The following is a 15,924-nucleotide window of genomic DNA, read 5'->3' as shown; positions in this document are numbered from 1 at the left end:
ATTTGCTTGTTACAGTACTTGTTTGGGGGGAGAAAATGTATAAACAAAAACTGGTTTTAATAGGGAACGGAATGGCGGGTTTACGCTGTGTTGAGTCAATAATTAGTATGGATCCGACTGCATTTGAGATTACTATTTTCGGTAGTGAACCACACGTTAACTATAACAGAATCTTATTGTCGACTGTGCTTCAAGGCAACACTTCGTTTGAGGATATTGCGATTAATGACAGGGACTGGTATATAAAGAATAATATCCAATTGTTCACAGGGGAAACGGTTGTGAAAATCGATAAAGAGACTCGGAAGATAATAACAGACAAAGAACGGGAAGTTCACTACGATAAACTGATAATTGCCACAGGTTCCATCCCATTTATTCTTCCTGTTACCGGTGTCGATAAAGAAGGAGTCATTGCATTTCGGACGATTGAAGATTGCCAAAAGATGATTGATACTTCGCGCAAGTATAAAAAAGCAGTCGTCATCGGAGGCGGTTTATTAGGTTTAGAAGCAGCGAGAGGGCTGTTAAACCTTGGCATGGAAGTGAATGTCGTTCATATTGCTGACCATTTAATGGAAAGGCAGCTTGATTCAACGGCATCACTTTTGCTGCAAAAAGAGTTGGAAAACCAGGGTATGAACTTTCTTTTAAAAAAGGAAACTCAGGAGATAATCGGTAACGATCGTGTAGAGCGTGTCCGGTTTAAAGATGGAACGGAGCTGGAAGCAGATTTAGTCGTTATGGCTGCCGGAGTCAGACCGAATATTCAGTTGGCCAAAGAAAGCGGAATTGATACAAATCGTGCCATTATTGTAAACGACTATTTAGAAACCAGCATCCCAAATATTTATGCGGTAGGTGAATGTGTTGAGCATCACGGAATTGTTTATGGACTGGTGAAACCCCTATATGAACAGGGTGAAGTGCTGGCAAAGCATATTTGTGAGATGAAATGCAACGGATACCAAGGTTCGATCCTTTCGACCCAGTTGAAAATATCAGGAGTTGAGTTATTTTCTGTTGGAGATTTCCTTGGTGATGAAACAACGAAATCAATCACAACTTTTGATGAATTAGATGGTGTTTATAAAAAGGTGGTTTTTCAAGGAAGAAAAATCATAGGTGCTGTTCTGTATGGAGATACAAAGGTCAGTTCACGATTACTTGATATGATTTTAAAGCGGCAAGTTGTATCGTCAGAGGAAAAGCATGTACTGTTCCAATCACCAAGTACGGCTGAGGGATTAATCGCTTCTATGGCAAATCATGAAATCATTTGTAATTGTAATGCTGTTTCAAAGGGGGCAATCATTGGAGCGGTTCGAAATAAGGGATTAACAACCGTGGAACAAGTTAAACAATGCACAAAGGCTTCAGGCTCTTGCGGTGGATGTAAGCCTGCAGTGACCGAGCTTTTGGCATATATTCAAGGTAATCTTTCCGATCAGGCTAATGAACAAACTGCATTGTGTTCATGTACATCATTAACGGAAGATGAAGTCGTGTATAAAATGCAGCTCCAAGATTTAACATCCGTCCAAGAAGCGATGGATGTTCTTGGATGGGGAAATACAGGAGGTTGTTCAACATGCCGGCCAGCCCTGAGCTATTATTTAGGGATGATTCATCCGGAGTACGAGATCAGACAGCAAACTCTTTTCATAAACGAACAAAAGAATGCAACAGTTCAAAGTGATGAACGATACTCCGTTATCCCGCAAATGTACGGCGGGATGACGAATGCGAAAGACTTGCGGAAAATTGCAAATGTTGCAGATAAATATGATATATCCCGGGTGGCGGTAACAAGTGAACAAAGGATACATTTAATGGGTGTGAAAAAAGAAGATCTCCCAGGTGTGTGGGCTGATTTAGACATGCCGTTAAGTTCGAAATATGGTAACACCGTTCAAAACGTCAAAACATGTATCGGTGAACATGTTTGTTCTTGTGATAAAAAGCAATCCCTTTTACTTGCTGTTGACTTGGAAAAAAGAGTGGAGCATGTATCAACACCTTACCGTCTAAAGATGGGCATATCTGCTTGTATGCATAACGGTGCAGGATCAACAACGAAAGATATAGGTGTTATGGGCATTGACAGGGGCTGGGAAATATATGTGGGCGGAAGCAGCGGGCGTAATGTACGTGCCGGAGAACTGTTATGTGTAGCTGGGACAAATGAAGAAGCAATTGAAATCATCATCAGCTTTATTCAATATTATCGGGAAACAGCCAATTACTTAGAACGGACTTGGGAATGGATTGAACGAGTGGGTTTAATTCATGTTAGAGAAGTTTTGTTTGATAATGATCTTAGTCAGCAACTATCTCAACGATTGGAAATGGCGGAGGTCAGAGAATGAACGAAATGGAAAGTACCTTTTGATGCACGTCTTAAACTATCGGGTAATGTTATCTATAGAAATCCATGAGTAAAGGGTGAGGAGCCTTGACCGAATTATTATTAAAGTATTTCCGCACGAAGCAACAAGAGGCCCAATCAGAGAAACGTTATGATACACAATGTCCATTTTGCAGCATGCAATGTAAGATGCAGCTGTTGGAACAAACAATAGTTACGAGAAAAAAGTATATGACGATTGGAAAAGATAATCCAACCTCAGAGGGACGCTTATGCATTAAAGGAATGAATGCACACCAACATGCTTTGCACAAAGATCGAATTAAATACCCATTATTTAAAAAAAATGGTGAATTTGTTCGAATATCATGGGAGGAAGCATTAAACCACATTGAGGAGAATTTCACTAAGATTCAAGCAGAAGATGGTGTAAATGCATTATCTGTTTATGGAAGTGCATCCATTACAAATGAAGAAGCATATTTGCTTGGGAAATTTGCAAGAGTAGCATTGAAAACAAAGTATATAGATTATAATGGCCGTTTGTGCATGTCCGCAGCTGCTTCGGCAGCAAGCCAAACGTTTGGTATGGACAGAGGCCTGACCAACAGCTTATCAGAGGTTCCGTTCACAAAGTGCATTATCTTGGCAGGCACGAATATTGCGGAATGTCAGCCGACTATCATGCCGTACTTTGAGAAAGCGAAACAAAATGGTGCATATATTATTGCTATAGATCCACGAGAAACAACTACAACGAAAATGGCCGACTTACATCTAAAAGTAAAACCAGGGATGGATGCCGCGTTGGCAAACGGTTTATTGAAAGTGATCATTGAAGAGGATTTTATTGATGAAGCATTTATCCGGGAACGTGCAAATGGCTATAACGAAGTTAAAGAGTATGTTACATCATTACAGTTGGAGGAAATTGCAGAAATGACAGGTGTTCCTAGCGACCAAATTCAAAAAGCGGCTGTAATGTTCGGGAAAGAAGAATCAGGAATGATTTTTACAGCAAGGGGCGTTGAGCAGCAAACTGATGGTTCTGCCGCCGTTCGTAATTTTCTCAATATTCTTATTATTACAGGGAAAATCGGAAAAGTGAATTCGGGCTATGGAGCTATTACCGGACAGGGGAATGGGCAGGGAGCAAGAGAGCATGGCCAAAAGGCAGACCAGCTCCCAGGCTATCGCATGATTGAAAATGAGGAACACAGATTACATATTGCAAGAATATGGGGAATCGATGAGGCCGATTTACCACGAAAAGGTGTCTCTGCATACGAAATGATAGAGAAGATAAATGAAGGTGAAATTACCGGCATGTTTTTAATGTGTTCCAATCCCATTGTTTCTAATCCCAATGCTAACTTTGTCAAAAAGGCTTTAGGAAAATTAAAGTTTCTTGTCGCAGTGGATATGTTCGTTTCTGAAACTGCTAGATTGGCTGATTTGATTTTACCTACTTCGTCTTATTTAGAGGATGAAGGAACGATGACGAATTTAGAAGGACGGGTAACGTTGCGGGAAGCAAGTTTTTCGTTACCTGGGGAAGTGAAGCATGATTGGCAAATCATTTGTGATATAGCAAAAGCTCTGGGAAAAGGGGAGTTTTTTCCCTTTCAATCTGCAAATGAGATTTTCGAAGAATTGAGAGTGGCAAGCCGCGGGGGAACCGCTGACTATTATGGTATAACGTATGATCGATTAAGAAAAGAAGGAGGCATTTTGTGGCCATGTCCATCCATTGACCATAAAGGGACAAAAAGGTTATTCGAAACGTCTTTTGCCCACCCGGATGGAAAGGCGGCCATGGTTGTGGTTAATAATGTGCCTTTTGTTCCAAAAGAACAGCCATGTACGGATTTCCCACTTTATTTAACAACAGGAAGAATCATGTCACATTATTTAACAGGAGTACAAACGAGAAAAAGCTCATCATTATCCGCAAGAAATTTTGAATCATATATGGAAATCCATCCGGAAACAGCCAAGAAATTTCATATTCCAGACAATACTTTGGTGAAAATTGAATCAAGGCGTGGAAGTATTGTTGTAAGAAGCAAATGGTCAGCAACCATACGCAACGATACTATATTCGTTCCTTTCCATTGGGCAGACTCACAAAATGTCAATCGCCTCGTTTCACAGGATTTAGATCCCGCATGCAAAATGCCTGGCTTTAAAGTCAGTGCTGTAAACGTACATCCTTTAGTAGAGTTAACGTCCAATTAAAGGGAAGTTTTCTTCCCTTTCATCATAACTTTTTTAGGTTCAATAAGGGGAAGCCTAACCACACAGAATCCCATATCAAATGGAATTTACATGACTAAAAACAAAAGGGGAAAGAGAATGAAAAAAGGCAAGGTCTATATTGTTGGTGCTGGACCAGGTGATCCAGACTTAATTACTGTCAAGGCAACCAAATGCCTCGCGGAAGCGGATGTCATCTTGTATGATCGATTGGTAAATCGTGAATTGCTTTTATACGGTAAACCTGAAGCTGAATACATTTATTGCGGTAAAGCGCCTGGTAACCATTGTATACATCAAGAGGACATTCATCAATTGTTAATTAGTAAATCAATAGAAGGAAAAACGATTGTTCGTCTAAAAGGGGGAGATCCTTTCATCTTTGGACGAGGGGGTGAAGAAGCAGAGGTGCTAGTAAAGCACGGAATTCAATTTGAAATAATTCCTGGAATCACATCCGGAATCGCTGCGCCAGCTTATGCTGGAATTCCCGTGACTCATAGGGAATGGGGGAGTTCCTTTGCAATTGTCACAGGACACGGCGTGACCGGCAAGCCTGAAAACATCAACTGGCATCATTTGGTACATGGTGTTGATACCATTGCTATTTATATGGGTATTAAAAACCTTCCATATATCTGCAAACAACTACGTTCCTGCGGGAAGAAAGCTGAAACTGCTGTTGCTGTCATCGAACAAGGAACGACAGGTTTTCAACGAACTTTTACAGGAACCATCGATTCAATAGTGGCGATTGTAACAAGAGAGCAGGTTGCCAATCCTGCCATGATTGTAATAGGAGAAGTGGTGAATTTATCCGTAAAATTATCATGGTTTTCAGAGAAGACAAAAGAAAAGGAGTTCGCTTAGAAAAGGAATGATAGTTAGAAAACTTTTACTGTAGTGAAAATGGAAAACTGGACATGTTAGTCATCATGTCCAGTTTAATAATGTTAATAACTATTTTTAAAGGTGCAAGGTGAAATTGTGACTTGTTTTATCGAAATCTGAAATATGGAAATTATAGTACTTGTTGAATCGGTTATAATTCCGTTTGCTTGGCGAAAATCAATTACGTAGGCCAAAATGTGCATTTAATTGGCCTTGCAGCATTTTCTTTCGCATTTTTTCCTGTTCAATTTTTCTGTTCTCTTTTAATTTTTCCTGTCTGATTTCATTGGTTTGCACTCCATCCTCTATTTTATCGGCGATTTCCACCAATGCCTTGACGTCGGAAAATGAGTATTTACGGTTACCACCCTTAGACCTTTCGGGGAAGACGAGTTTTCTTTCTTCATAATACCGAATTTGTCTATCGGATAGTCCGGTTAATTCTCTGACCACTCCTATGGAAATTACTTTTCTGTCTATATATGATTCTTTTTGCTGGACGATGAAAATCACCTCATTTTTGATTTATGCAAGATCAATAAGGATATTATATCCTAATTTTCTGAATATTTGTAATAAAAACTAACATTAATTATTAATTTTCAAAAATCATGTAAGATTATATAACACACTTGTTGTTATAAATTGTGACCTCACCTATAATCAAACACATAATCCTTTCAAAAAAATCTTATTGGAGGACAAAACATGGCTAAGCAGAAATTGGCGCTAATCGGAAATGGTATGGCTGGAGTAAGATGTATAGAAGAAATTTTAAAAATTCAACCAGATAGGTTTGAGGTGACTGTCTTCGGAAGTGAGCCACATCCGAATTATGATCGAATCCAACTATCGAATGTATTGCAAGGGGCTACGACGATAGATGATATTACAATAAATGATTGGAACTGGTACAAAGAGAATAATATTACACTTTTTTCCGGTGAAACGGTCACGAACATCGACACCGTAAAGCAAATCATATACTCAGACACAAATCGTGAAGTAGAATATGATCAATTAATTTTAGCTACCGGGTCAATCCCTTTCATTCTACCGATAAAGGGTGCTGATAAAAAAGGAGTGACAGCCTTTCGAAATATTGAAGATTGCGAAAAGATGATTGAATATTCAAAGAATAATAAAAAAGCTGCCGTCATTGGTGGAGGATTACTTGGTCTTGAAGCGGCAAGGGGTCTTTTAAATTTAGGTATGCAGGTAGATGTTATTCACCTTTCGGAATATTTGATGGATAGGCAATTAGATCCAACAGCAGGAAAAATGCTGCAAAGGGAACTTGAAAGCCAGGGAATGAATTTTTATCTTGGGAAACAGACTCAGGAGGTTTTAGGTGAAATTGATGTTAAAGGATTACGCTTTAGTGATGGCGAGGAAATCAGCGCCGATTTAGTGGTCATGGCAGTTGGGATTAAGCCAAATGTTCAATTGGCCAAAAATTGCGGCATCCCTGTAAATCGCGGAATTATCGTGGACGATTATATGGAGACGGGAATCCCGAATATTTATTCGGTTGGTGAATGTGCGGAGCACCGAGAGATGGTGTATGGTTTGGTCGCTCCCCTTTATGAACAGGGCAAAGTACTAGCCAAAAGGATTTGCGGGCAGGAAAGCAAAGCATACGAGGGTTCAGTGCTGTCTACTAAGTTAAAAGTATCTGGTGTTGATGTATTTTCGGCTGGGGAAATTTTCGAGGATGAAAAAGCCAAATCAATCAAGGAATTTAATGAATGGAATGGTACTTACAAAAAAGTAATGATCCGAAATGGGAAAATTTCTGGTGCGGTATTATTCGGGGATACAAAGGAAAGCAATAACCTGTTGAGCATGATCAATAAAAATGCCGACGTTTCCGAATATCTAAAAGTTGGAACCAGTGGAGAACCCAGTGTCAGTCTTGTCACTTCGATGTCACATGAAGAAATCGTCTGTGGTTGTAATGGTGTAACGAAGGGCGATATTGTGACGGCTATCGAATCTAAAGGGTTAACAAGTATTGAGGAAGTAAAAGGCTGCACAAGTGCTTCGAGATCATGCGGGGGGTGTAAGCCGTTAGTCGGTGATATTCTCGAGCTGACATTGGGTGCTGATTTCAGTAAGTCAAATCAGAAGGAATCCATATGCACGTGCACCACTTTATCAAGAGATGAGGTTGTTGCTGAAATACGTGAAAAAAATCTGACCCATACTCGAGAAGTCATGAATGTTCTCGGCTGGAATACAAGTGATGGATGCTCGAAGTGTAAACCGGCACTGAACTATTACTTGGGCATGATCCATCCTGTTGAATATGAGGACGAAAAAGAATCCCGCTATGTCAATGAAAGACTACATGCAAATATTCAAAAGGATGGTACATTTTCCGTTGTGCCAAGAATGTATGGGGGCGTCACCAATCCTGAACAATTACGGAAAATAGCAAATGTTGCCGATAAGTATAATGTTAAGTTACTTAAAGTTACAGGCGGGCAAAGAATAGATATGTTCGGCGTTGAAAAAGAAGACCTTCCAGGTGTATGGGCCGACCTGGATATGCCTTCCGGATATGCTTATGGAAAAACCCTTCGAACTGTGAAAACATGCGTAGGGGAAAACTTCTGCCGCTTTGGCACCCAAGATTCAATTGGGCTGGGCATTGCCCTGGAGAAGAAGTTTGAACGTGTAGGCACGCCGCATAAGGTTAAGATGGCCGTGTCGGCATGTCCTCGTAATTGTGCTGAATCCGGCATCAAAGATCTTGGTGTTGTCGGTGTTGACGGTGCATGGGAAATTTATATTGGCGGCAACGGTGGAACCCATTTAAGAGCTGCTGAATTATTATGCAAAGTGAAAACAAGTGATGAGGTAATTGAAATTACAGGTGCATACATTCAACATTATCGGGAGACTGCCAATTACTTAGAAAGAACGTCTGTCTGGGTTGAGCGTGTAGGGTTCGATACCATTAAGACGATTATTGGCGATAAGCAAAAACGGAATGAGCTTAATCAACGTTTGGATGAGGCCTTATCGGTATTGCAAGAACCTTGGAAAGAAATCATTGAGAGCAATGCGATTCAAACCGGTTTATTTCAAAAAGTGAAAATTCCAGCTATATCAAATAAATGAATATGGGGGTAGCCAACATGGGGAAAACTCTTCAAAAGATAAAGGTTTCAAAAGTAAATGAGATGCCAAAAAACCTAGGGAAAACAGTAACCATAGGCTCTCATGAAATTGCTCTTTTTCATTTAGCGAATGGTGAATTCCGAGCTATTGAAAATCGTTGCCCACATAAAGGTGGAGTTCTGGTGGAAGGCATTGTGAGTGGTGATCACGTCTTTTGCCCGATGCATGACTGGAAAATCAGTGTCAAGAATGGCGAAGTCCAAAAACCTGATAACGGTTGCGTAAAGACATTCAATGTCGAAATAGAAGATGGCAATGTTTATATTGTTTTATAAAATGTAGATAAACGGCTGCTCTGGATAGTCTCTTATGGGACTATCCATTTTTTCTTTTAGGAGATATGAACTAAATTACCATGACGAAATAATTGATAAATTTTTCCAAAGCAAATATAATTTCCAGTAAAGGTGTGCCTTTATAGAACGAAAAGAATGAAAGCGACTTCAATGATAAACAAATGAATAAAGTTATTGGGGAAAGGTTGGCGTTCTTATGAACAAATTATCTGTTGGCGTTTTTACTTTTATGCTGTATTTTGTTCCTTTATCGAGTACTTCACCTGGTATAGCAGAAGTAAAACCAGATTACAAGCTTTATGTGATGGCCCCATTGGGCGAAATAACAGATTGGGAGGCATTTGAAGCAGAGCTGACCCAGTTGAAGGAAAATGGAGTATATGCAGTAACGACAGATATTTGGTGGGGATTAGTCGAGAGTAAAAAAGATAATCAATTTGATTGGTCCTATTATAAAAAATATGCGGAAACAGTGAAAGCTTCCGGATTAAAATGGGTGCCCATTTTGTCTACACATCAATGCGGCGGTAATGTGGGGGATGATTGTAACTATTCCATCCCGAGTTGGCTCTGGAATAAAGACAATCTAGAGAACATGGCATTCAAGAGTGAAAGTGGTTTCTGGAATAAGGAAGTACTTGCTCCTTGGTGGGAAGGTACGGCTGATCAATACAACGAATTGTACAAATCATTTGCAGATAACTTTGCTGATCAAAAGGATCTAATAGCTAAAATATATTTAAGTGCAGGACCTGCCGGGGAACTTAGATATCCCTCATACCAGAATGCTGATGGCTGGGCTTATCCCGAAAGGGGACAGCTTCAAGCTTATACAGAAGGAGCAAAACGGGATTTCAGGCTTACCATGAGAGAAAAATATTCAACGATAAAAAAATTAAATGCTGCTTGGGGCAAAGCGTATAAAAACTGGAATGAGATACAGCCGCCAGCAAACGGGGATGAATTCTTCACAAGGGGCGGAGCAATCGATACACAATTTGGATACGACTTTATGCAGTGGTATCAAGGAGCACTCGAAAAGCATCTTGCAAAAATCTCTAAATTCGCCCATAAACATTTTGATGAAGTGTTTGGCGTGCCAATTGGAGCTAAAATCTCAGGAGTCCATTGGAAAATGAATGATCCAGTACTGCCGCATTCAGCAGAGTACAGTGCAGGGTACTATAACTACTCCCAATTATTGAATCAGTTTAAGAAATCGAATATGGCTCTCACGTTCACCTGTTTGGAAATGGGAGATCAAGACGCACATACTGCACCATCCTATAGCGCACCTAAAACGTTGGTTACCCATATTGCCTCATTGGCTAATGAAAAAGGAATTTCATTAAACGGGGAAAACGCACTCCCGCTGATCAACAATGAAGGGGGCTTTGACAATATAGCAGAAATGGTTTTTAACCATGATTTTGATGGATTCACCTTGCTAAGGATGTCCTATTTATTCGATGATGAAGGAAATCCAACAAAGGAGTTCAGGATGATGGCTGATAAATTGGAAGGCTTGTCGATTCCAGTTACATTCACAGTTGAAAATGCACCTCCCACACATGGAGTTTACTTAATTGGGGATAGAGGCGAAATCGGCAGATGGAATCCTGAAGATTACGAATATAAACTCTCTCAAAGCACAGAAGGCAACTGGAGTGGAACATTCCGTTTAGCCGCAGATCGATTCTATGAATTCAAGTTCGTCCTGAAAGATGAAAATGGCAATATTACTTGGCAAGATGGGGAAAATAATAGTTATAAAACTCCTTTAAATGGAGAAGGAAACTATAAAACTTCATGGTAAATGGAGATATAGGGGATGAGGAAATTATCGTTCAAATACTTGCTTTCCGCCCTCGGCGTTTCGGCCTGGTGGGGTCCTCCTTGGACGCGCCTTTCCCGCATGAGTCTCAACACTTGTACCAATCAATTTTTCATTAAAATTTAGATAGGAACCCTTTTGTAGATAATAGGAGGTTCGGAATGCCCTCACAACCATGATTCTAAAAGTAAACTTAATATCCTTCTGTTTTTTTATTACTTTAAGTGCATGAATTCCTGAATCGATTTAAGAAATTTGCGACACTCCTGCCTAATAACTGCCTGGCCGAGACCCCACAGACGTTTGCTTTGATGAGGCTTGGCAGACAGTCGGTGGAATGGGAACGGATCTCTGAAAACATCTGGAATGTTTTTTCGAGGGTTTTAAAGCCTGAAGAGATAATCAAAGTTCAAATTTTACAGCATGACTAACTAAGTAGGACTTGTGGGAAGAATATAAGGAATGGAAAGTCATCACAAGTTAGGATCATATTACAAATCCTGAAACCAAGTTTCTGTTAATTTGCGTAATGACCGCAATATTTGGTGGAATATTATTTTAAGACTTAAATGATCTGTACTTACATTAAATAAACAAGTGGACTATTTTTGAACTAAACAACAAGATAGGGAGGAATTGAAATAAATGAAGACAATGATTACATGGACAGGGGAAATGGCCTTTTCTGGCACAACTCCGTCGGGACATGAAATAAAGATGGATGCTGCCGAAGATGTAGGAGGAAAAAATAGCGGAGCAAGACCCACTGAGTTACTTTTGCATTCTCTTGCCGGGTGCACAGGCATTGATATTGTAATGATTTTAAAAAAAATGCGATTTGAAACAAAGGCCTTTCAAATAGAAATAGAAGGGGCACGATCAGAAAATCACCCTAAGCGGTTTACCGATTTTCATATCCACTATTTATTGGAGGGTGATCTGCCTGAAGATAAAGTGGTCCGTGCAATTCAATTATCCAAAAATACGTATTGTTCAGTATATCACTCATTAAATGCCAACATTAAAATCAGCTATTCGATAAATGGGGTTAAAGGAAAACAAGACTTATAATATTTTAGTTAAGGGACTATCATTTAACAGAAAGCTGTATTACATCCATATAAGAAAAACAGCCTTCATTTTCTAAGCAAAGGAAGGCTGTTTTCGACTGAAATGATTCCTTTTTTCATGGATAATCATTTATAAACCCCAGAAAATAATACCTCTATATGTAATTCAAGCCGTATTCTAAGCAAAAATCATCCCACAATATGTTTTCTAGGTAAAAGAACTCCATTTTCGGGAAGAAAAGGGTTTATTTAGTCAGCAAGTAATCAAACTGTAATCGTTTGTCATTGGAATGCCCTTGATGTTAGGAGTTTATCCGTATAAACTTTAGATACTATTGAGGAGTGGTTAAGTTGAAAGAGATAACAGTTGACAAATTAATTTTTAAAGATCATTTATCGATGATTGAACAATATTCATTGAAAGATTTCATGTTTAAGTGGCTCGGCAGCCCCGAAGAAGGTTTAGATGATCTTCTTCCGCTTACATACACAGATCAAGTTTTTGCAAAAATGGAAACGACATTGGAGACAAAAATCAAGATCCACGGAGAAGAAACCTTCAGATATGTCACCATTACGGAAGATAATCAAATTGTAATAGGGGGCTTAGACTCGAATCAAGAGTTAAAGTTTAGAATTGTGTCCCTGGAAGATCGTTTGAAAAGCTACTAAAACTTTAGACTTCGCATTTTCAGACAGATAAATAATTAAGGCCGTTCCTTTTTATTTAAGGAATGGCCTTTTTAAGGTATTTTTATTTATTTCATCACGTTAAGATCATCGTCAATACCATATAAAGTTGTTAACTGTACGCGAAAGTAATAGAAACCATTATCTTATGCCAGTTGAGCGAGTAATTCATTATCTGAGATATTTTTGGATTAATTTAACAAATAATAAACGATTATTAATTTGTCTTAGTGTATTATTAAGTAATGAAGTCGATAAAACACATGGGGGGAATTGAGATGAGCGAGACGTTGGAAGGTTCGATAAAAACGCTTTTGAAAGAAACGTTTGAAGGACCGGGAAATGATGGGAGCTATTATACTGAATCAAGACCGAATACAGGGATTTTTGGGACACTTGATGGTTTAACAGCAGAAGATGCTTCACGTTCCATAAATGGATCAACCATTGCTGCTCACTCAGACCACATTCGGTATTATTTATGGGTGATCCGAACAATGATCAGTGGTGCAGATTTTGAAAAAGATTGGGACGCAAGCTGGACCATTGCTACTGTTGATGAGGTGAAATGGGGGGAAATCAGGGAGGGATTACATAATGAATATGAATCTCTTTTCGAAGAAATCGATACAATCGATTTAGGAAAATGGCTGACAAATGTAAATGCGACCATTGCCCACTCGGCTTATCACCTTGGAGCGTTACGGCAAATGTTAAAAAACCTAGAAATTTCAAAAATAGATTAACATAAGGATATGCCGCGGGCAGCCCGCCCGCGGCACTCGAATAATTGGCTAGCCGAGACCCCTACAGGTGTTTACGACGAAGAGGCTTGAGACAGTCCGCGAAATGAAGCTGATTTCTGAAAACAAGCTGGAACTTTTTTTTGGAGGGTTTGTACTTCCATTTACATATACTTGAATGAAGTCATAATTCATACTTACGTCTTCCAAATCTCACGCCGTTATTCTTTGCCACTTCAATTCCTTCAGCCTGTCGTTTGCTTATTTTTTTACGTTCTTGCTTACCCACATATGAAAGCAGAGTTAAAAATTGGTCCTCCAATAATTTTTCAATAACATCCATACCTCTGGATTTCCTACTATCAAAAAGTGTCTCATTTTCAAGTACCACAATTTCTGCTTGAGTAATGTACTTCCAATATCGAATGCTACTTTTATGAAGAAATGTATAACCTAACGGGGCAGTTCAGTAGTAAAAGGATTTAAAAAGTTTGAGGTTTAATCTAGTGAACAAATTTGAAGGAACCATAATACTTGATGATCAGAGAATAAAACAAATACCATGTGTCAATAATAAAATTGACAGGACACCATTTGGTGTCATATAATAAAAGACACCAAATGGTGTCCAATTAAAGGGGGGGTGATTTTGAACGAGAAAAGTCAAGATCGTGATATTTATGTAGCCATCGCTGACCCAACAAGACGTAAATTGCTACGTTTGTTGGCGGACGTGGAAGAATTGCCACTCAATGAGTTGACCGTACATTTTGAAATGGGCCGTACTGCGGTTTCAAAGCATTTGGCAATCCTTAAAGAGGCTGGTCTCGTAATCAGCAGAAAGGTCGGCAGGGAAACGCGTTATCGGCTAAATGCTGCCCCGTTGAGAGAAATTGAGGATTGGGTATCGTTTTACAGGAGATTCTGGAGTGAAAGAATGTTACTTTTAAACGAAATATTGGAGGAGGAACAATAAATGAATTTAACAGTATCACAAGATTTTAATTTTAAGAGCCCGATCGAGAAGGTATGGCTTGCCTTAACGGATGCAAATACTCTTGCGAGATGGGTAATGGCTAATAATATTAAACCTGTCGTCGGACATAAATTTCAGTTTCGGAATGAACAGTGGAATTTAATTATTGATTCCGAAGTGCTTGAAGTGGAGGAGCCATATAAGTTATCTTACACTTGGGTAGGTGGCGGGATAAACACTACAGTCACATGGACATTAAAGCACGAGGATGGAACAACCTACTTAAATCTCGAACAAACAGGATTCGAAAAAGAAGATCAAGCGTTCAATGGTGCGAAATATGGTTGGGCGAAAATGGGCGAAGATCTTAATAAAGTGTTAGAGGAATTGTAAGACCAAACCTCTGACCCTGTTTTTTAGTATGTAGCTAATGTATAAGAAAAAGCAAACTGCTCGGAAAGAGGAGTGTTCCGTGATGACAAATAGTAGAATGAATCCTAAGGTTGATGAATTTTTAAGTAAAGCTAAAAAGTGGCAGGAAGAGTATGAGACGTTGAGAAATATCGTCCTTGACTGTGAACTTACCGAAGAATTTAAATGGATGCATCCTTGTTACACGTTTGAGAAAAAAAACATAGTTTTAATACATGGCTTTAAAGAATATTGTGCGCTTCTGTTTCACAAAGGTGCCTTGTTACAGGATGCCCACGGGATTCTAATCCAACAAACGGAGAATGTACAGGGAGCGCGCCAGATTCGGTTCACCAATGTTCAAGAGATTGTTGCAACGGAATCCATTCTGAAAGCCTATATTCATGAAGCGATTGAAGTTGAAAAAGCCGGTTTGGAAGTCAATTTTAAAAAGAACGATGAATTCATAATTCCTGAAGAACTTCATAACAAATTCGATGAAATCCCTGCCTTGAAAACTGCTTTTGAAGCATTGACCCCGGGACGGCAAAGAGCATACATTCTTCATTTTTCTCAACCCAAACAATCCAAAACTCGAGAGTCAAGAGTTGAAAAATGCATGCAGAAAATTCTCAATGGAAAGGGATTAAAAGATTAATATATCGTTGAGAAAATAAATTAATCAAATTTAAGATATTACCTCACTTTATGTTCATCGACCTCTTTTATGGATTGCAAGTAACTACTCAACCAAAAATGAATAAAAACGAAAAAATGATCCCCAGGGTGTAAGCAAACAACCGTGTAACAGGCATACTCGTTGCAGCTAACAAAAGAAAATACTGCACAACAAAGTGTACGCTTTTCTTGAACTAACGAGTGCTTATCTTGAATAAGGTTTAAGTAATGATTTTCAACAAAAACCTAAATATAATGTGTTATTTCATAATAGGGTGCTTTTATGGAGCAGCAAAAAGCCCAATTTCTCAATTTCAATACTGAGAAATTGGGCTTTTTTGAATTTCGATTCAGGAAAATGAAGAGTTATGGCAAATGTTAAAAAGCCTTGAAAAGAAAAATAATTAAACAGATTGAGGATTTGTAAAATGATTTCCTCTCCAGGCACTTGCTTTCCGTGGGCGATCTATGCACCTTTTGGTCCCCCTTGGGCACGCTTTTCCCGCAGGGTTCTCGAGTACCCAT

13 protein-coding genes and 1 pseudogene are annotated in these 15,924 nt (G+C 39.1%); 12 read left to right on the top strand and 2 right to left on the bottom strand.

Going from position 1 to position 15,924, the window contains the following annotated elements; all coding sequences use genetic code 11:
• Positions 1-35: 35 nt before the first annotated feature.
• From nirB (QNH43_RS13735) to cobA, 3 genes are all read left to right on the top strand, one after another.
• Positions 36-2,369, top strand: a complete 2,334-nt coding sequence (gene nirB / locus QNH43_RS13735; protein WP_283914542.1) for a nitrite reductase large subunit NirB — start codon at positions 36-38, stop codon at positions 2,367-2,369.
• A gap of 86 nt (positions 2,370-2,455) precedes the next feature.
• Complete coding sequence (gene nasC / locus QNH43_RS13730) at positions 2,456-4,606, top strand: assimilatory nitrate reductase catalytic subunit NasC (protein WP_283914541.1); 2,151 nt, start codon at positions 2,456-2,458, stop codon at positions 4,604-4,606.
• 117 nt (positions 4,607-4,723) lie between these two features.
• Positions 4,724-5,494, top strand: coding sequence for a uroporphyrinogen-III C-methyltransferase (gene cobA, locus QNH43_RS13725; protein ID WP_283914540.1), 771 nt, complete (start codon positions 4,724-4,726; stop codon positions 5,492-5,494).
• A 198-nt stretch (positions 5,495-5,692) separates the two neighbouring features.
• On the opposite strand, the gene QNH43_RS13720 is transcribed toward cobA, so the two are convergent.
• On the bottom strand, positions 5,693-5,968 hold the full coding sequence (locus QNH43_RS13720; protein ID WP_269467089.1) for a MerR family transcriptional regulator: 276 nt from the start codon (positions 5,966-5,968) through the stop codon (positions 5,693-5,695).
• 255 nt (positions 5,969-6,223) lie between these two features.
• Here QNH43_RS13720 and nirB (QNH43_RS13715) point away from each other — a divergent pair, with 255 nt between their 5' ends.
• The 6 genes from nirB (QNH43_RS13715) (at position 6,224) to QNH43_RS13690 (ending at position 13,337) form a co-directional block, all read left to right on the top strand.
• The gene (nirB, locus tag QNH43_RS13715) at positions 6,224-8,641 is read left to right on the top strand and encodes a nitrite reductase large subunit NirB (protein WP_283918260.1); all 2,418 of its coding nucleotides are present in this window, start codon (positions 6,224-6,226) and stop codon (positions 8,639-8,641) included.
• 17 nt (positions 8,642-8,658) lie between these two features.
• The gene (nirD, locus tag QNH43_RS13710; protein WP_283918259.1) at positions 8,659-8,976 is read left to right on the top strand and encodes a nitrite reductase small subunit NirD; all 318 of its coding nucleotides are present in this window, start codon (positions 8,659-8,661) and stop codon (positions 8,974-8,976) included.
• Between the two features lie 217 nt (positions 8,977-9,193).
• A complete protein-coding gene (locus QNH43_RS13705; RefSeq protein WP_283918258.1) occupies positions 9,194-10,813 on the top strand; it encodes a family 14 glycosylhydrolase in 1,620 nt (539 codons plus the stop codon).
• A 663-nt stretch (positions 10,814-11,476) separates the two neighbouring features.
• Positions 11,477-11,902: an OsmC family protein gene (locus tag QNH43_RS13700; RefSeq protein WP_283918257.1), complete on the top strand. Its 426-nt coding sequence runs from the start codon at positions 11,477-11,479 to the stop codon at positions 11,900-11,902.
• Between the two features lie 350 nt (positions 11,903-12,252).
• Positions 12,253-12,573, top strand: coding sequence for a hypothetical protein (locus tag QNH43_RS13695; RefSeq protein WP_283918256.1), 321 nt, complete (start codon positions 12,253-12,255; stop codon positions 12,571-12,573).
• Positions 12,574-12,869: 296 nt separating this feature from the next.
• On the top strand, positions 12,870-13,337 hold the full coding sequence (locus QNH43_RS13690; protein ID WP_283918255.1) for a hypothetical protein: 468 nt from the start codon (positions 12,870-12,872) through the stop codon (positions 13,335-13,337).
• A gap of 184 nt (positions 13,338-13,521) precedes the next feature.
• Here QNH43_RS13690 and QNH43_RS13685 read toward each other — a convergent pair.
• Positions 13,522-13,761 (bottom strand): annotated as a pseudogene (locus QNH43_RS13685) (recombinase family protein); the annotation flags it as partial.
• Positions 13,762-13,983: 222 nt separating this feature from the next.
• Between QNH43_RS13685 and QNH43_RS13680 the strand changes: the two are divergent.
• From QNH43_RS13680 to QNH43_RS13670, 3 genes are all read left to right on the top strand, one after another.
• Entirely contained in the window at positions 13,984-14,310 is a 327-nt protein-coding gene (locus QNH43_RS13680; protein ID WP_283918254.1) for an ArsR/SmtB family transcription factor, read from the top strand.
• Complete coding sequence (locus QNH43_RS13675) at positions 14,311-14,703, top strand: SRPBCC family protein (RefSeq protein ID WP_283918253.1); 393 nt, start codon at positions 14,311-14,313, stop codon at positions 14,701-14,703. It begins immediately after the preceding gene.
• Between the two features lie 82 nt (positions 14,704-14,785).
• Positions 14,786-15,379: a YdeI/OmpD-associated family protein gene (locus tag QNH43_RS13670; protein ID WP_283918252.1), complete on the top strand. Its 594-nt coding sequence runs from the start codon at positions 14,786-14,788 to the stop codon at positions 15,377-15,379.
• Positions 15,380-15,924 lie beyond the last annotated feature (545 nt).

The sequence above is a fragment of the Peribacillus simplex genome, assembly GCF_030123325.1.
Lineage (GTDB): Bacteria > Bacillota > Bacilli > Bacillales > DSM-1321 > Peribacillus > Peribacillus simplex_D.
Note: the sequence above shows the minus strand (reverse complement) of the source record. Positions and strands in the feature narration are given on the sequence as shown.